Raw genomic sequence first — 16,159 nt, 5'->3', positions numbered from 1 at the left:
GGAACCGCTCACTACCTCGAACCGCTCCTTCGTGTCCTCCCGCCCGCTCTGGGGGCGCACCAGAGGCAGCTCATCGAGCACGCCTACAACCGTGGCGGCCTACTGGCACCGCGGACGGAAACGCCACAGCGGTGAGCCGTACATCACCCATCCGGTGGCGGTCGCCGTGATCCCGGCAGAGCCGGGCATGGGCCACGAGATGCTGTGCGCGGCCCTGCTGCACGACGTGCTCGACGACACCCGCTGTCCGGAAGCGGAACTGGTCCGCGGGTTCGTCGAAGGGGTCACCGCTCTTCCGACCGGTCTGCGAGCCCTCGGCGATTCGACCTCCGTACGGACGACCGGGAGGTCTCAATCGATGAGCGCGTATTGACGCTCAGGCTGGTCGACCGCCTCCACGATCAACGGACGGTGCGGTTCCCGCCCGCGGACAGGCAGCGCGCCGAGCCCCGGCAGACACTCGATCTCTTCGTCCCTCTGGCCGGACGACTGGATATGAAACGGATCGAGCACTGCCCGACCTGGGCTACTGCATTACGACTTCTGCGCTACGTCCCGCCGCCGGCCTCCGTGCCGAGATGCCTGTTCACGGCTTCAACGATCTTCGCTGCTTGTTCACGAAACTCGTCGTCGGCCGGCGGCTCTGTGCGGCACCGCGCTTGCCAGTCGTCCATGAGGAGCATGAACTCCGTGATCTCACTCGGATGCCCGCATTCATCCATCGACTGCCAGATCAGATAGTTCGCGCCGTCCGAGATGGGCAGCGAGCCCTCCACGATGCCCTGCGCCACGTCACGGGCGACGACCCAAGGATCACGCTGGACGTCGATGGGCGGGAAGCCGGCCTCGGCCAGCACCCGGCGGACCAACGGCTCCACTTCGGACATCGGCCCGATGGAGAGCGTCTGCTCGATCAGTTCCTGAATCGCGGGCGTGTCGAGGCCCGCTTCCAAGAGATCACAGGCCAGCCATCCGGCGTCCGGAACGGTTCCCTGCAGAGGCCGCTCGTGGAGAAGGCCACCCCTCAACTCCGCGAGACGATTCCGCAGGTCGGCGGAGAGTTCCACCCCAGCAGTATCCCGCACCAGGCCGTTCACGCCGTGAGCGCTCCCTCTATCCGCTGGTTGGCCGTCTCGCGTCGGCCGCCGATGCACTTGGCGTAGATCTTGAGCATCACGTCCACGCCGTGGCCCGCCCGCTTCGGGCGCGTGCGCTCCCGCGTCCAGCCAGAGGGACACGGCCGCGTGGCGCAGGTCGTACGGCCGGGCCGCCAGCGGCGAGGCGGCATGACGCGGCGCGCCCCATGCCTGAAGCCGCACTACGAGTTCTGCCTCATCCTGAGCGGATGCCTTCCTGATCTCACTGCTTCCCATGTCATGGTCCCAGCCCTCGAGGTACTCGACGACGAACTCACGATGCGCGAGCCGGAAGGCGCGTCCAGCATCGCTTCGTATCCGCCCCTCCCTCTGGGCGGCGACATCGGCCTCCGTCAGGATCGGTCGCATGCACCCGGGCCGTACCGGCTTCCGGGACGGGAACCGGCTGACCTCGCCATCCACGTGCGGATCGGCGGGTTCACCGCCAGGATCGACAGGGCTTCGCGTCGGGGGGCTTCACGACTTCCGCCTGGCACTGGGGCGCCCCTACGCGCACGTCGGGGGAAGCTCCGCTCTGTCCTCCATGGAGTACTGGATCGGGCTCACCGTCGAATTGGGGCTGCTTCTCGGGGCAATCGGCCTCCACCCAGGTGGCGGTCAGGTCCCGGCAGACCACCGTGACCGTTCCCGGCCGGAAGGCGATCTCGTGGCTGCACCCATCGGGGTGCGGCAGGATCTCGTCGAGGATCACCACGCTGCGCGGCTCGACCCCAGAGGGCGCGGCGATGTCGAGCCTGTAGTCCGAAACGCCGTCGTAGCGGATGACCAGGTCCTCTTCGTGCTTCCAGCAGTTGTGCCGGAACGCGAGCTCCATGAAGCTCTCTCCCCCGGTCTCGCCGAACGCGATCCGCTCCAGGTTGAGGTCCTTCACGCACCGCGGGCCGTGGAAGTCGTAGTGCAGGCGATCCGCCGCGAACGCGCGAGCGCCCGCCGGCAACGCGTCGGCGAACTCGGGCAGCCGTTCCAGATACGGGAACGGGCTGATGACGCCATGAATGGCATCGCCGGCGGACAGGGTCATCGAGGCGTTGAGGTCGACGTACTTCATGCGTCGGCCGCATCCGGAGGCGTGCGGATGCGGCCGCTGCGGAACATACACGCAATGATCTTCATCCCTCTCACCGTGCCATAGCCTGCAGCCGCAGGCCACCCCATTACGGAGCCACCGGCTGCCGCTCCGCCTCCGATCGACGGCCGCAGGGCGAATTTTTGCTCATGAACTGACCTGCGAAAGCTCGGAGGACAAGCCTCTTCTTGAATGGAATTCCGGCCCCCGCGCGCTTGTGGCGTGCTCGCATGCACGGACAGCGCACGCACCATGATCGAAACGGGTCCGTGGCCTCCCTCCACCGGCCATACCGTCGCCCCAGACCGCAGCGGGTCCTTCCGGGTTCTTCCACCGCCGCAGAATTCATCGCGCGGGGCTTGATCTGAGAGTTCTCCCGAGTGACTACGCGGCCGGTGGCGGCCTCCCGAGCGGACTGCGGTGAACACGAGGGAGGCCGCCGCGGCACGTTCAGGCGCCGAGCTGGCGGGTGATCGACGGGTCGGTGATGGCCGTGTCGCCGGCGAGCAGGAAAGCCTTGGACAGGATGACCGAGAGCATGCCGCCGTCCTCCTCGAACGGCAGGAACACCGGGGCGGCGGCGCGGTCGTGGCCGGGGACGATGCACAGGTAGGCGTCGTTGGGCTCCATCAGGATGTTGCCCGACCCGAGGTGGATCCTGTAGGTGCGCAGGTCGCCGCGGACGCGCAGGAACCGGTCGGTCAGCTCGGCCCGGCCGGCGATCGTCAGCCGGGGCAGCAGCCGGACCAGCGCGTCGCGCCGGGTGCGGGCGGTCTCGGTCAGCGCACCGAAGCCCTGGGAGCGCCAGTGCTCCTCGTGCCCGGCCACCGGTTCCGGGTCGAGGCCGACCGAGGCGACGCCCACGGCGAGATCGGCGTCGCGCAGCGCTTCGGACAGCACCAGCGGCGGCACCTCGGCCAGGGGCGCGTCCCCGTGCGGTGTCCGGCCGTGCGTGTGGCCGAGCGGGGAGGGTTCGTCGCGCTGGAGGCGGATCCGGCCGCTGACGCAGAACGCCGCGGTGTCGTACCCGTCGGTCCGCCAGGACTCCCAGGGCAGGTGCATGTCCCACCGGATCCGCCAGCCGGACAGCTCTTTGACCGCCTCGCCCTGCTCGGAACCGCCCGCGGCGTCCCAGTGCCCCAGCGACAGACCGGTCCAGCCGCGTTCCGACAACAGGGCCTTGGCCTGGCCGTAGCGCAGCGTGTGGCGGGCGAAGCGGTTGGAGAAGGTGCCGGTGCGCTCCTCGGCCGGGGTCAGCAGGTAGACCTCGCGGAAGGCCTGCTTGTACGGCTGGCGGATCCCGTGCTCCAGCAGGTGGTCGCGCCAGGCCCGCACGTCCTCGGCGCTCTCGCGGATCGGATGCCAGAGCAGGACCGGGGTGTCGGGGTAGGGCTGGATGCGGCGCCCCCGCAGGTCGGTGAGCTCCCAGCCGTCGGCGGTCCGGACGGGGATGCCTGCAGGGCCCTGCAGGATCTGCCAGATCAGGGTGCGGGCGTACGGTCCGGTGACCGGGTGGTCGAGGAAGAACTCGGTCACCTGCCGCCAGCGCCACATCCGCTCCTCGGCCAGCGCCCGCTCCAGCCGGAACCGCTCCGCGGGCAGCGCCTGCTTGAGCCTCTTCAAGGTGGTCTTGAGCTCGGCCAGTGCGGGATCGGCGCGGATGGCCTGCGGCGCCGCCTTGGCGGTCTTGCCGGCGGCGTTGACGAACCGCAGTGCCGGGCCGTCGGCGCAGAGCCGTACCCGGTGGTCGCCGATGCGCTCCTCGCGCACGCCGTCCGGACCGAGGCCGAAGTCCGGCACGGTGCGGTCCAGCAGCTGCTCGCGGCTCAGCCCGGCCTGCTCGGCCACCGCGTTCAGAGCGCGCGCCACGTTGTTCAGCACGGTCTTCTTGCGGATCCTGGCCTGGAGGCGGGCCAGCGGCGCGACCGTCTCCAGGCCGCCGCGGCGGGCCAGGACACCGACCGCGGCGTTGGCGAGCATCTCGCTGCGGCAGTTGGGGCCCGACCCGCCGGTCCCGGTGCCGCAGGTCAGCGCGACGTCGCCGAGAAGCGGGACCACCCACGGCTCGTCGAGGAGCGCGCAGGTCCACACCATGCCGCGCACGGGTACGGCGGTGCGCCCGTGCAGGAAGACGGTCGTCGTCCATTCGTAGCCGTTGTCGGCCCGGTGCTCGACGCGCTTCTCCCGGTGCGCCACGACCAGGGTGAGGATTTCGTGGACGAGGGCGGCGGCCTCGGGTGTCAGCAACGTCGAGGCGGTCTTGAGCCACCTGTCGCCGGGCTTGGAGGACCGGGCGGTGTTCCAGTGGCGCAGCAGCGGCAGGACGCCGGGGGCGGCCAGGCGCGGGCCGTACTCCTCGGCCAGCAGGCCGGCGAAGGAGTCGCACTCCCAGATCACATTGCGGACCGCGCCGGCCGGGCCGTGCCCGGGGGGTTCGAGCAGCAGTTCCTCCAGTTGCCCGCGCAGGGCCTCCCAGAGCGGCCGGGAGGAGCGGTGGAACTCCTCCGGCGTCCTGTTCAGGACCTTGCGCCGGTCGGCGTAGTCCAGGCGCCGGACCGCGGCGAGCGGGATCCGGTACAGCTCCGCGTGGTCGGTTCGCCGCCAGGCGGTCAGCCCGCCCGCCCACCGGAGGGAGTGGGCGTCCCCGATCGTCCAGGGGATGTCGGCTGCGGCGACGAGCCTGGTCAGACGCAGGACATGCTCGTCGTGGCCGCGCTCCGGGAGCAGGCTGAGCAGGAGTTGCGCCCAGTGGCCGAACATCCGCAGGTCCTCCTCCGCTCCCGGGAGTTCCCGTCCCCCGGCGAAGGCCGCGTCGAAGCGGGCGAAGGTGTCGTAGGCCGTAGGGCCGAGGGTGTGCAGAGCGAAGTCGTAGGAGGGCAGCAGGCCGGCGAGGACACCCATGTCAGCCTCCGGCCAGCGGGAGGAGCTTGATGAACGACACCACCGGGTCGGCGTTGCGGCGGGCGGCCTCCTCCCGGACGCGCAGCCGTACCGGCTCCCGCGCCGGGATGCTCTCCGGCAGATCGGGCAGCGCGGACCCGGCCAGCGGCTTCCCTGCCGCCGTCTCGTCTCGAAAGGTGACCATTGCCATTTCGCAGCTCCACAAGTCAACGGAAGATTGCCAGGCAACCGATATCAGGCAGAGCCGACAGGAACACGGATGTCTTAGGGCATCAGCACTCCGACCGGGCATGACCGCCCCGCGAGCCGGTGAACGGCGGTCCCAGAACGCGACGGCACCGACGACCAGCACGGCCGTGATCGCCCGGGCGAGGGGGCGGCGGGAGCGGGCGTCCGGCCGGCATCGCGTGGCGAGGCCGCCGCCGAAGGCTCCTGTGAGCCCTCTCAGTCCGGCTCAGCTCCGCCACAGGATCTCCCGCATACATTGCCGGAGCATGACGGACACGCCACGCATCGCAGCAGCGCCCCGGAGGCCGGATCATGGCTGAACCCGCGCGTACGGCAGGCCTGCCAGGGCGCGGGCGGTCGTCCCGGGCAGGGTATGCGGCTCTCGGCTGGACAGCCGTGTACGGAGGGTTCGGCCTGGTCTCGGCGCTGACCGGGACCGCGGTGTTCTACCGCGCCGCGGAACCGCTTCCGGTCGGCCTGAACTGGATCATCGTGGTCGTGGCCGTCCTGGCGTCGGCGGCGGCCTCGGCCGCCGTGCGGCCCTGGGGCCGGCGGGTTCCCCGGCGGGTCGTTCCCGCCATGCTGATCGGGCTGTGCCTGGTGAGCGGTGCGGCCGCGTTCGGCCTGCTGATGGACGCGGTCACTCTCATCTTCACCCAGACCGTCGACAGCTGGACGGCCACCGCCAACCGGACGCTCGCCGCGACCGGCGTGGTGCTGCTCATCGCCACGGCCCGCTCCCACCGCTCCTCCACGTACGGCGCCTGCCCCCGCTGCGGCACCGCGCACGCCTCCTCCCCCACCCGCGGGCCGGAGCCCGCACCCGCGCCGCGGCGCGTCCGGGTGGCGGCCTATGCCGGCGCCGCGGCATTCCTGCCGTACGCGGCCATGAAGACGACCTGGGCGCTGGGCGGAACCTTCGCCGGGGTCGGCGGAGCGCAGATGACGGCGACGATCGAGCGCAACGGCGCCTCCGGGGTGCTGCTCACCCTCGAGCGCTGGGGCGTCGACGCCACGGTGCTGCTGGCCGCGCTCGGGGTGTTCCTCATCCTCGGCCTGGTGAGGCCGTGGGGGCAGGTGTTCCCCCGATGGACGCCCGTCCTGCGCGGCAGGCGGGTGCCTCGCTGGCTGCCGCTCACCCCCGCGCTGATCGGCGCCGCCACGCTCGCACCCTACGGAGCGGTCGGGATCGTCTACGCCGCGCTCGGCGCAGCAGGCGCGGTGACCGTCCCCCGGGGCGACTTCCCCACCCCGGGTGACGCCCTGCTGGTGGCCTGGGTCGGGCTCGGCGCCTTCGCCGTGTACGGCATCGCGCTGGGTGCGGCCGCCTGGTCCTACCTGCGCCGTACCCGGCCGGTGTGCGCGGCCGCCGGAGCGGGGATCCCGTCATGAGCCGGGGGCGGCACCGCGGCTTCCGGTTGCTGCCCGCCGCGTACCCGGCCTCACGGGACAGAACACCTAGCCGGCGGATTCGGCCAGCACCATCGTCCCCGGCCCCTGCGCGGCGCCGGGGCCTGCGACCATCGTGATCGTGTCCGCTCCGGCGGGATCGCCGCAGTGCGGACACGTCACCACGGGCGTGAACTGCTCGCCGCAGGAGTGGACCAGCAGCGCGGGCGGCCCGCCGGGCGGCGTGGACCACCGATCCCCCCAGGCCATCAGCGTGATCAGTGCGGGCACGATGTCGCGCCCCGCCTCGGTCAGGTGGTACTCGTAGCGAACCGGTCGTTCCTGGTAGACCGCCTTCTCCACCACCCCCGCCGCCTGCAGGCGGTCCAGGCGCCGGGTGAGCAGGTTGCGGGAGATCCCGAGGTCCTCGCTCAGCTGGTCGAAACGGCGCAGCCCGAGGAACAGGTCCCGCAGGATCAGCGGGGTCCACGGCTCGGCCACCACGCCGACGGCCTGCGCGATCGAGCAGTGCATCTCACCGAACCTGTTCATGACCCCAGCATAGTCAGTTGATAAAGTGAACCCTACAAGGTTCACTTTCAGGACTCACTGGAGGTCCGATGAACGCCGTCACCCGGCTCTACCGCGAGGCCGGCGAGGCCAAGGACATCGACGCGCTGATGTCCGCACTCGCCCCCGCGGTGGTCTTCCGCTCCCCTCTCAGCGCCAGGGCGGGCTTCGCCGGGCACGCCCAGGTCCGGCAGCTCTTCACCGTCGCTCTCGGCGTCCTGCGGGACCTCCGCTACCACACCGACGTCGGCGACGACCGCACCCGCATGCTCACGGCCACCGCCCGTCTCGGCCGCCACGAACTGGAGGAGGCCGCCCTGGTCCGCCTCGGCGGCGACGGCCTGATCGAGGAGGTCACCATGTGGATCCGGCCGCTACCCGCGCTCACCGCGATGATGGCCGCACTGGGGCCCGGCCTGGCCAGGGCCGCGGGCAGACCGGCGCTGGCCGCGTTCGCCGGCGCCTCGGCGAGGCCGCTGGCCTTCATGACCGACTTCGGCGACCGCACCCTGGTCCCCCTCATCTCCCCGAAGAGCGGCTGATCTCCGATCGGAGACGGCGGGCACCGGTTCCAGGCGGTCGATCCCCGCCCTTCGGAGCACCTCGCATCCATGGGACCAGTGAAGATCGCGATCACGCCCTCGGCGGGCGGCGGGCGGCGGGCGCCGGCGGCGGGCGGGGGCGCGTCCCGCGACGCCCGGCGGATCCGGTGCGCCCGCCGCCGGCCCGGGGCGGTCAGCCGTCCCCCGGCGCTCTCCCCGTCCGCCGCTCGTGGTCGGCGGCGAGGATGAGATAGGCGCTCGCCGTCCACGTGTAGGCGCGGTCGCGCAGTCCTTCCCCGGTGCGGGCGTCGAAGTTCTCGGCGAATCCCGACTTCTCGCACAGGGCGCGAAAGCGCGCGCCGACGTCGTCGGCCAGCTCCGGGTATCCGGACCGGCGCAGGCCGTCCTCGATCAGGACGGTGGACGGCGCCCAGATGGGGCCGCGCCAGTAGCCGTCGTCCTGGTAGTGCTCCGAGGCGGGCAGTTCGGTGGCGGGCCCGAACGCGGTCAGGTGCCGCTCGATCCGGGAGGCCAGCGCCGCGCGGACGGGTCGCGGCAGCTCCTCTCCCAGCACGATCGGGATGAGGTCGAGCAGGCTGGAGCCTGCCCAGGTGCGCCCCGAGTGCGCGCCGCGGGCGACGAACCGCTCGCCGTCCCACAGTTCCGAGAGGAGGGCGTCACGCATCCGGTCGGCCTGTCCCGTCCATCTGGCGGACGCTCCGGGATCCGGCGCCAGGCGGGCCAGCTCGCGCATCTGCAGCACGAGGAAGGCGGCCAGGTCGGCGGTCTCGACGACCCGCTCGGGGTCGAAGGTGGTGGCGTTGTCCCAGCCGCTGTCGTTGCCGTGCTGGTAGTGCGGCAGCTCGCGGCCGGGGGTACGGCGGGCGTCGAGCCAGAAGGCGGTCCAGCGCTCCAGCGACCGGTAGGTGCCGGCCGGATCGGGCGCGGGAGGGAGCCGGCGCAGGGCCCAGCCGTGCACGGGCGGCTTGACGAAGTTGTAGAGGATTTCGGAGTGGGCGACGGAGTCGGGCAGCGCACCGGCGGCGTCCTGGTGGTCGAAGGGCAGCCGGAACTGGTCCCAGGCCAGCTCCGGCAGGCCGCGGGAGAGGGCGATGGCGTTGAAGCAGTGGTCCCAGCTCCACACCTTGTCCATCCAGTGCTTGGACATGAGCACGGCGGGCCGGGTGACGAACCCGGCGGGGCGGACGGTGGCCGACCACACCACGTAGGCGGCCAGTCCGGCGGCGGGTGTCCGGTCGCTGCGCCAGGGCGCGACCGCCGCGGTGAACGCGTCGAACTCCGTCCGCACCGCCTCGGCGACCTGCTCGAACGGGCCGGTGCTCGTGTACGGGGCGCGGGCGGTCTCGTACTCCTCGATGGCGATCTCCCACTCGCCGCGCAGGACGACGCCGCGTTCGGCGGCGCCCGGCGCCTGCGCGCCGAGATGCCCGGCCTCGCCGCCGAGGAGGGTGATCCGGTAGCGCCGGCCGGTCTGGTAGACGGTGAAGACGTACGATCCGTCGACGGGGTCCTGGTAGAAGTACGGGCCGCTGAACGGCGTCAGGACCGGGTCGGCGGCCAGCAGGCGGAGCCCGAGGCCGCGGCCGCGCACGCGTACCGTGTCGGCGCTCTCGTAGGCGAGGTCGATCCGGCCGCCGCCGCCGCTCCAGGTCAGCAGGTGCGGGGTGGCCGTCACCGCGGTCTCGGCGTCGGGGACCAGTTTCAGGATCGGGTGCATCCCGGTCTGGTGCGAGACCAGGTGCACCTCCCGGGCGTAGGTCTTCTCCGCCACCACGGGCGAGAATCCGAACCAGGAACCTCGGCGGCTGAACGGTATCTCCCACAGGGAGAACACCGGCCCTGGGGCGGCGACGGTCATCAGGCGGGAGTCCTTTCTCTGTCTTCGGCGGCGTCCGTGCCGAGGGGGCGGTGGCGGCGGCGCCGCCCCCTCTGTGCGGAGCCCGTCACTCTCCTCGGGCGCGGGGGGCTGAGGCGGGCAGCCAGACGCGCATGCCCGCCGGGCCCCGCCGGGCCCAGGAGTGGTAGGGGCGCAGCGGAAGGTCGATCCATCCGGCGTCCCCCGCGGGAGGCGCCGGATCGGGCAGGTAGGGCCAGTCCCTGCCGGGGTGGCCGGGGACCAGGGCGCGGACCAGGACGGCGCCGTTTCCGGCCCGGGGCGCGGAGCGGGTGTCGATCACGAGGGCGTCGAGTGCGGCGGGGTCGGGCAGGTCGCGGGACTCGGCGCACAGCACCTCGGGGCCGCGCTCGACGGCGACGCAGCCGCGCACCGCGTCGATGCGGGGGTCGGGCCAGGTGAAGCGCGGCTCGACGGGCAGGTCGAGGGTGACGATCTCGCCCGCCCGGAAGGCCCGGTGGACTCGGACGAGGCCCGGCGCGGCCTGCCGCGTGCGGCCGTCCTCGGTGAGGGTGGCGCCCGCCGCCCAGGCGGGGACGCGCAGGGTGAGCGTCCAGGGGCGGGGGGCGTCGGCCGCGATGCGGAGGCGGACGGTGCCGGACTCCGGGTAGCCGGTCTCGACGTCCACGGCGACCGGCCGCCCGTCGGGCAGCTCGGCGCGGATCTCGCAGGGGGCGTACTGGTGGATCTGCAGGCCGTCGTCGTCCGTGGTGGCGAGGTAGCCGTGCAGGCTGGCGAGCGTGCGGGCGACGTTCGTGGGGCAGCAGGAGACGTCGAACCAGGCGGCCCGGGTGCCGCCCTCGGCGCGCGGGCTGACCTCGTCCGGGTCCGCGGCCTTGCCCGGCGTGCGCTGGTGCAGCGGGTTGGCGTAGAAGAACGCCCGGCCGTCGGGGCCCGGCGAGGTCGCGATGACGTTGTACAGGGTCCGCTCGATGAGGTCGGCGTAGCGCGGGTCGCCGATGGCCAGCAGGAGCCGCCAGGACACCATGATCGAGGCGACGCCGGCGCAGGTCTCGCAGTAGGCGCGGTCCGGCGGCAGCTCCCAGTCCTCGCCGAAGCCCTCGTCCTGGTGGCGGGAGCCCATGCCGCCGGTGATGTAGGTGCGGCGCGCGACCGAGCGCTCCCACTGCCGCCGCACCGCGTCCAGCAGCTCGTCGTCGCCGCGTTCGACCGCCACGTCCACGGCCGCCGCGGTGAGGTAGAGGGCCCGGACGGCGTGGCCGCGCCACACGTCCGCCTCCCGGACGGGAATGTCGTCCTGGAAGTACGCGCGTCCCAGCGGGATGTCCCGCAGCGTCCCGCGGCCGCGGCGGTCGAGGAACAGGCGGGCCTGCTCGACGTACCGCTCCTCGCCCAGGGCGCGGCCGAGCTCGGCCAGGCCGACCTCGATCTCCGGGTGACCGCAGATCCCGGCGCGCCCGCCGGGGCCGAACGTGCGGCACACGTGGTCGGCGGCGCGCCGCGCGACGCGGACCAGGTCGTCCTCGCCGGAAGTGCGCAGCCGGGCGACGGCGGCCTGGAGCAGGTGGCCGGTGTTGTAGAGCTCGTGGCCCATCTCCAGGTCGCTGTAGCGCGGCGGCTGGTCGCCGTGGCCGAAGCAGGTGTTGATGTACCCGTCCGGGTCCTGGGCGCGGGCGACGCGGGCGGTGAGCCGCTTGATCGCGGCCTCCGCCCCGGGGTCGCCGGTTCTCGCGGCCTCCCAGGCCAGGGCCTCCAGCAGCTTGTAGACCTCCGAGTCGGAGAACGACCAGCCGGGACGGTCGGGTCCGGTCGTCCCGTCGGCGACCCGGTCGAAGTTGGCCAGCCAGCCGAGACGCTCCATCCACGATTCGCAGTGGGCGAGCGTCGCCGTGGCGTTCACGGTCTGCCGGTCGCCCCAGAACCCGCCGGTGAGCGAGACCTGCGCGAGCCCGAGGGGGCGTGCCCGGCCGTGGGACGGCAGCACGGGGCCGGTCATATGTCGAAACCTTCCTGTCAGTCCTTGACGGCGCCCGCGGTCACTCCGGCGGCGATGTAACGCTGCGCGAGGACGAGCAGGAACGCCGCGGGAAGCGAGGCGATCACGGCGGTCGCCATGATCGAGTTCCACTGGGTGGTGTTGTTGCCGATGTAGCGGAAGATGCCGAGCGTGACGGGGATGACGTCGCTGTTGCGGTTGAGGGTCGAGGCGAAGATGAAGTCCGACCACGCCCACAGGAAGGTGAACAGCGAGACCGTGATCACGGAGTTGCGGCTGAGCGGCAGCACGATCGACCGGAACGTCCGCCAGGTGCTCGCCCCGTCGATCTGCGCCGCGGCCATGACCTCGGCGGGGATGCTCGCCATGAACGCCCGGAAGAGCAGCACCCCGAACGGCACGGCCAGCGTCGAGTCGGCCACGATCAGACCCGCGACGGTGTTGAGCAGCCCGAGTCTGATGTAGATCGCGTAGAAGCCCATGGCCATGACGACGCCGGGGATCATCTGCGCGACGAGGAGCAGGAAGTCGATCGCCCGTCCCCCGCGCGGGCGCAGCTTGGCCAGCGCGAACCCGGCCGGCAGGGACACGGCGAGCGTGAGCGCGACCGTGCCGAGCCCGATGAGAAGGCTGGTGGCCAGGGCCGGGAGCTGCTGGCCGAGCGCCGCACTGTAGCCCTCGAACGTCGGGTCCCACGGGAACCAGTGCGGCGGGTCGGCCCGCATGTCGCCCGTCTTGGTGAGCGAGACGTTGAACATCCAGTAGACCGGGAAGAGCATCACGCCCACCAGGACGACGCCCACCGCGGTCTTCCACGCTCTCATGCGGTCTCCTCCCTCCTCTGCAGGCGCACGTGCACCAGCCCGGCGACGAAGGCGATGAGGATGAGCAGGTTGCCGACCGCCGCCGCCGGGGAGAAGTCGGGCTGGCCGGTGCCGAACGCCTCGCGGTAGGACCAGATGGCCAGCGTCGTCGAGGCGTCCGCGGGGCCGCCCCGCGTCATGATCCAGATGATGTCGACGACCTTGAGCGTGTAGATCAGCCCGAGCAGCAGCGTGATCGCCGACACCGGCCGCAGCAGCGGGAAGGTGATGCGCCGGAACCGCTGCCAGGCGTTCGCGCCGTCCAGGCCGGCGGCCTCGTACAGGTCGGCCGGGATGTTCTGCAGCCCGGCGTAGAGGATCACCAGGTTGAACGGGACGCCGAGCCAGATGTTGGCGACGGTGACCGCCAGCAGCGAGGTGTCCGGGGACGTCAGCCAGTTGATCTGGCCGATGCCGAACGCCTGGAGCGCCGCGTTGACGATGCCGTTCTCGCTGTTGAGCATCCACGACCAGGTGGACGCGGACACGATCAGCGGCAGCAGCCACGGCACGAGGAACATCGCCCGCAGCACGGCCGACAGGGGGAAGCTCCGGTGGAAGAAGACCGCCAGGGCCAGGCCGAGGGCGTACTGGACGGCGATCGACCCCAGGGTGAACAGCGCCGTGTTGCCCAGCGCGTCGAGGAACGCGTCGTCGGAGAGGATGTCCAGGTAGTTGTCCAGCCCGGTGAACTCCGGATCGCCCTGGACGAAGGCGCGCGGCGTGTAGTCGTGCACGCTGAGGTCGATGTTGCGGTACAGCGGATAGGCGTAGAAGGCGAGCAGGTAGACGATCAGCGGGGTCAGGAAGGCGAGGGCCGTCCACCGCCGGGCCCGCCTCCGCGGGGGAGCGGCGTGCGCCGCTCCCCCCACTTCGGCCGTCACGGTGTGAAGCGAAGTCATCGGATCAGTCGCCGGTGGCTTGCTTCGCCTGCGCCTGCGCCTCCTTTAGCGCGTCGGCGGGGCTCGCCGCGCCGCTCAGCGCCTTCTGCACGCCGGTCCACATCGCCTCGGAGATCTTCGGGTAGTCCGTGCCGAGGTTGTCGCTGGTACGGCCCTTGGCGGTGCGCACGGCCTCCACCCACGGCTGGAGCGTGGGCTCCTTGGCGAGGATGGCCTCCTGCCCCTCGGCCGTGGAGGGGATGTAGTACGCGAACGTGGTTCCGGTCTCCACCAGGCCCTCGGGTGTGGTCATGCACTCGAGGATCTTCTTGGTGGCGTCGTAGCGCTTGGTGTCCTTCTGCACCGGGACCGTGATGAACTCTCCGCCGGTGGGCGTGGGCGCGGCGCCGCCGTCCTTGGCGGGGATCTGCACGATGCCGGTCGGGAAGCCCGCCTTCGCGGCGCTGTTGATCTGCCAGGTGCCGTTCTCGCCGAAGGCGAACTCGCCGGTCAGGAACTCCTCCCAGGAGGTGTTCTGGGAGTTGCCGATGACCGAGTTCGGCGCGAGGCCGTCCTTGAGCCAGGAGTTCCACAACTCCAGCGCCTCGGCGGCCTGCGGCGAGTCGAGCTGCGTGAGCTGCGCGCCGGCGCCCCAGAGCCACGGGAGGAACTGGAACGAGCCTTCCTCGGTGCCGATGCCGGCGAACGTGATCGGCTTCTTGCCCGCGGCCTTGACCTTCTTCAGCGCCGCGGTGAGCGAGGCCCAGTCCTTGATCGAGGCCGGGTCGACGCCGGCCTCGTCCAGGATCTTCTTGTTGTAGTAGAGGGCGAGGGTGTTGGCGCCGATGGGGATGCCGTACGTCTTGCCGTCCAGCTCGCCGGCGGCGATCAGGTTCTTGTCGAACCGGCTCGCGTCGAGGCCGAAGTCGGACATCGCGCTGAGCATCCCGGCGTCGGCCAGCGTGGAGACGGCCGGATTGTCCAGGAGGATGACGTCGGGCGCGTTGCCCTCCTGGCCCGCCAGCAGGGCCTGGTTCGTCAGCGCCGTCGTGTCGTAGGCGGTGCGCTGGATGGTGACGCCGGCCTGCTGTCCGCAGGAGCCGACCCGCTCGGCCCACGCGGAGCCCGCGTCGTGCTGCGGGTACGGGTCCCACCAGGTGTACGCGCCTGCGGCGGAGGCCGTGGCGGTACCGGATCCGGACGCGTCCTGGGGAGCGGACGCGCAGGCGGTGAGGGTGGACAGCGCCAGGACGGCGGTTCCGAAGACCGTCGTCCTCGTGGACATCGACGGACGGTTCATCGATTCCTCCTTGTTAGCGCTCACATCGGGAGCGCGACGGAAGTGGGGGGTAGGGCCTGGTGTCAGCGGGAGCGCGGGGGCGCGGTGCTTCCCAGGGAGACCAGCTCGGGTGAGATGAAACGCACCACGAACGGCTCCTTCCTGGCCGCCGGGGACTCCGCCCGGCGCACGAGCTGGCGCACCGCCATGGAGCCGAGGCGATCGGGCGCGCTCTCGACGAACGAGTAGGGCAGGGAGAAGGTGGCGGCGAAGTCGGCGGAGTAGCGCCCGACGACCGACAGGTCCTCGGGCACCCGCAGCCCCCGCGCGTGAGCGACGGTGGGCAGCGCCGCCACGGCCGCCTCGTTGTTGATCAGCAGGCCGGTCGCCGCCGGGTAGGCGTCGAGCGACTCGTTGAGCAGGCGGCCCACGGCCGGTTGCCGGGACTCGCCGTACACGGCGTGCAGGGTGACGCCGAGCTGACGGGCGCGTTCGAGCGCCGCGTCGCGCAGCCGCCACACGTAGGCGCCGCCCCGCTCGACCACGTGCTCCGGGTGGGAGATCAGGATGAGCTCGCGGTGGCCGAGCCGGTGGAGGTGGTCCACCATCACCCGGCCGGCTTCCTCGAAGTCCAGGTCGAACACGTCGAGCCCGGAGCAGTCGTCCGGCAGTCCGACCAGAGCGCCCGGCTGCGGCGCGGCACGCAGGATGGGCAGCCGGGCGTCGTCCTGGGCGATGTTCATGAGAATGACGCCGTCCACCATCCGCGAGTCGGTGATGCGCCGCAGCGCCCGCACCCCGTCGGCCTCGGTGACCAGCAGGGTGTCGTAGCCCAGGTCGCGGGCGGTGTTCGTGACGCCCAGGATGTACTGCATCATCGCGGGCGCGAACTCGTCTTCGTGGAACTGGGCGAGCAGACCGAGGACCTTGGTCTGGGAGGTGGCGAGCGCCCGGGCGCCCGCGTTCGGCGTGTAGGCGAGCGCCTCGGCGGCCGCCAGCACGCGCCGGCGCACGTCCTCCGAGATGGGCCGCTTGCCCGACAGCGCGTACGACGCCGTGCTGCGGCTCACCCCGGCCTCCCGGGCCACGTCTCCGATCGTCGCCATTCTCACCTCCTGGGTGTCGAACCGGTTCGATGATTGCGTTGCACTGCTCCCTCGCATCGTTGCCCGGATGCCACCTGATCCGCGAGCGTATGCAGGAAGGCCCCGAACCGGCGTCGTGTGTAACCACCGGAGCAAGCGAACCGGTTCAACGATGTGGCCCGACTGTTCCCTCAACGGCCGCCCGGCGTCAAGAGTGAGCGCAACCGGCGATATCGAATCGTGACAAGCCGGAAACGCATGGAGATCAGGCTATTGACGCGCGGCGCACGGCTACGTAGCCTGCGCGAAACCCCAGGTTGCGTTGC

General features: G+C 71.6%; 14 protein-coding genes. 3 read left to right on the top strand and 11 right to left on the bottom strand.

What is annotated here, in order from left to right; all coding sequences use genetic code 11:
• Positions 1-91: 91 nt before the first annotated feature.
• The gene (locus FHS22_RS08920; protein WP_184940037.1) at positions 92-373 is read left to right on the top strand and encodes an HD domain-containing protein; all 282 of its coding nucleotides are present in this window, start codon (positions 92-94) and stop codon (positions 371-373) included.
• 175 nt (positions 374-548) lie between these two features.
• Here the strand turns inward: FHS22_RS08920 and FHS22_RS39180 are convergent, their stop codons facing one another.
• The 4 genes from FHS22_RS39180 to FHS22_RS08895 form a co-directional block, all read right to left on the bottom strand.
• A complete protein-coding gene (locus FHS22_RS39180) occupies positions 549-1,505 on the bottom strand; it encodes a hypothetical protein (RefSeq protein WP_338047667.1) in 957 nt (318 codons plus the stop codon).
• 70 nt (positions 1,506-1,575) lie between these two features.
• The gene (locus tag FHS22_RS08905) at positions 1,576-2,205 is read right to left on the bottom strand and encodes a hypothetical protein (protein WP_260407768.1); all 630 of its coding nucleotides are present in this window, start codon (positions 2,203-2,205) and stop codon (positions 1,576-1,578) included.
• Between the two features lie 468 nt (positions 2,206-2,673).
• Positions 2,674-5,124, bottom strand: coding sequence for a DUF4132 domain-containing protein (locus FHS22_RS08900; protein WP_184940034.1), 2,451 nt, complete (start codon positions 5,122-5,124; stop codon positions 2,674-2,676).
• A gap of 1 nt (position 5,125) precedes the next feature.
• A complete protein-coding gene (locus FHS22_RS08895) occupies positions 5,126-5,314 on the bottom strand; it encodes a hypothetical protein (RefSeq protein ID WP_184940032.1) in 189 nt (62 codons plus the stop codon).
• A 434-nt stretch (positions 5,315-5,748) separates the two neighbouring features.
• Here FHS22_RS08895 and FHS22_RS08890 point away from each other — a divergent pair, with 434 nt between their 5' ends.
• Positions 5,749-6,744, top strand: a complete 996-nt coding sequence (locus FHS22_RS08890) for a hypothetical protein (RefSeq protein WP_184940031.1) — start codon at positions 5,749-5,751, stop codon at positions 6,742-6,744.
• A gap of 66 nt (positions 6,745-6,810) precedes the next feature.
• On the opposite strand, the gene FHS22_RS08885 is transcribed toward FHS22_RS08890, so the two are convergent.
• Complete coding sequence (locus tag FHS22_RS08885) at positions 6,811-7,293, bottom strand: winged helix-turn-helix transcriptional regulator (protein WP_184940029.1); 483 nt, start codon at positions 7,291-7,293, stop codon at positions 6,811-6,813.
• A 68-nt stretch (positions 7,294-7,361) separates the two neighbouring features.
• Between FHS22_RS08885 and FHS22_RS08880 the strand changes: the two genes are divergently transcribed.
• Entirely contained in the window at positions 7,362-7,853 is a 492-nt protein-coding gene (locus FHS22_RS08880) for a nuclear transport factor 2-like protein (protein ID WP_184940028.1), read from the top strand.
• 193 nt (positions 7,854-8,046) lie between these two features.
• On the opposite strand, the gene FHS22_RS08875 is transcribed toward FHS22_RS08880, so the two are convergent.
• The 6 genes from FHS22_RS08875 to FHS22_RS08850 form a co-directional block, all read right to left on the bottom strand.
• Positions 8,047-9,732: an amylo-alpha-1,6-glucosidase gene (locus FHS22_RS08875; RefSeq protein WP_184940026.1), complete on the bottom strand. Its 1,686-nt coding sequence runs from the start codon at positions 9,730-9,732 to the stop codon at positions 8,047-8,049.
• An 85-nt stretch (positions 9,733-9,817) separates the two neighbouring features.
• Entirely contained in the window at positions 9,818-11,725 is a 1,908-nt protein-coding gene (locus tag FHS22_RS08870; RefSeq protein ID WP_184940024.1) for a glycoside hydrolase family 127 protein, read from the bottom strand.
• 17 nt (positions 11,726-11,742) lie between these two features.
• The gene (locus tag FHS22_RS08865) at positions 11,743-12,549 is read right to left on the bottom strand and encodes a carbohydrate ABC transporter permease (protein ID WP_184940022.1); all 807 of its coding nucleotides are present in this window, start codon (positions 12,547-12,549) and stop codon (positions 11,743-11,745) included.
• A complete protein-coding gene (locus FHS22_RS08860) occupies positions 12,546-13,472 on the bottom strand; it encodes a carbohydrate ABC transporter permease (protein WP_338047666.1) in 927 nt (308 codons plus the stop codon). The genes FHS22_RS08865 and FHS22_RS08860 overlap by 4 nt, the downstream gene beginning before the upstream one ends.
• A 22-nt stretch (positions 13,473-13,494) precedes the next feature.
• Positions 13,495-14,769, bottom strand: coding sequence for a sugar ABC transporter substrate-binding protein (locus FHS22_RS08855; protein WP_221473402.1), 1,275 nt, complete (start codon positions 14,767-14,769; stop codon positions 13,495-13,497).
• 62 nt (positions 14,770-14,831) lie between these two features.
• Positions 14,832-15,854 (bottom strand): LacI family DNA-binding transcriptional regulator, encoded by a 1,023-nt coding sequence (locus FHS22_RS08850; RefSeq protein ID WP_184940019.1) that lies wholly within the window; start codon positions 15,852-15,854, stop codon positions 14,832-14,834.
• Between the last annotated feature and the right edge of the window lie 305 nt (positions 15,855-16,159).

Origin of the sequence: Thiemannella venezuelensis, from assembly GCF_014203605.1 — a bacterium.
Classification (GTDB): domain Bacteria; phylum Actinomycetota; class Actinomycetes; order Streptosporangiales; family Streptosporangiaceae; genus Planomonospora_A; species Planomonospora_A venezuelensis.
The sequence above is the reverse complement of the archived record's forward strand: the minus strand, read 5'-3'. Positions and strand labels throughout refer to the sequence as shown.

Bases quoted from the DNA above. Each gene is read 5' to 3' on its own strand.
- FHS22_RS08900 (WP_184940034.1), bottom strand. From the start codon at position 5,124: ATGGGTGTCCTCGCCGGCCTGCTGCCCTCCTACGACTTCGCTCTGCAC.
- FHS22_RS39180 (WP_338047667.1), bottom strand. From the start codon at position 1,505: ATGCGACCGATCCTGACGGAGGCCGATGTCGCCGCCCAGAGGGAGGGG.
- FHS22_RS08905 (WP_260407768.1), bottom strand. From the start codon at position 2,205: ATGAAGTACGTCGACCTCAACGCCTCGATGACCCTGTCCGCCGGCGAT.
- FHS22_RS08875 (WP_184940026.1), bottom strand. From the start codon at position 9,732: ATGACCGTCGCCGCCCCAGGGCCGGTGTTCTCCCTGTGGGAGATACCG.
- FHS22_RS08880 (WP_184940028.1), top strand. From the start codon at position 7,362: ATGAACGCCGTCACCCGGCTCTACCGCGAGGCCGGCGAGGCCAAGGAC.
- FHS22_RS08870 (WP_184940024.1), bottom strand. From the start codon at position 11,725: ATGACCGGCCCCGTGCTGCCGTCCCACGGCCGGGCACGCCCCCTCGGG.
- FHS22_RS08865 (WP_184940022.1), bottom strand. From the start codon at position 12,549: ATGAGAGCGTGGAAGACCGCGGTGGGCGTCGTCCTGGTGGGCGTGATG.
- FHS22_RS08895 (WP_184940032.1), bottom strand. From the start codon at position 5,314: ATGGCAATGGTCACCTTTCGAGACGAGACGGCGGCAGGGAAGCCGCTG.
- FHS22_RS08855 (WP_221473402.1), bottom strand. From the start codon at position 14,769: ATGAACCGTCCGTCGATGTCCACGAGGACGACGGTCTTCGGAACCGCC.
- FHS22_RS08850 (WP_184940019.1), bottom strand. From the start codon at position 15,854: ATGGCGACGATCGGAGACGTGGCCCGGGAGGCCGGGGTGAGCCGCAGC.
- FHS22_RS08885 (WP_184940029.1), bottom strand. From the start codon at position 7,293: ATGAACAGGTTCGGTGAGATGCACTGCTCGATCGCGCAGGCCGTCGGC.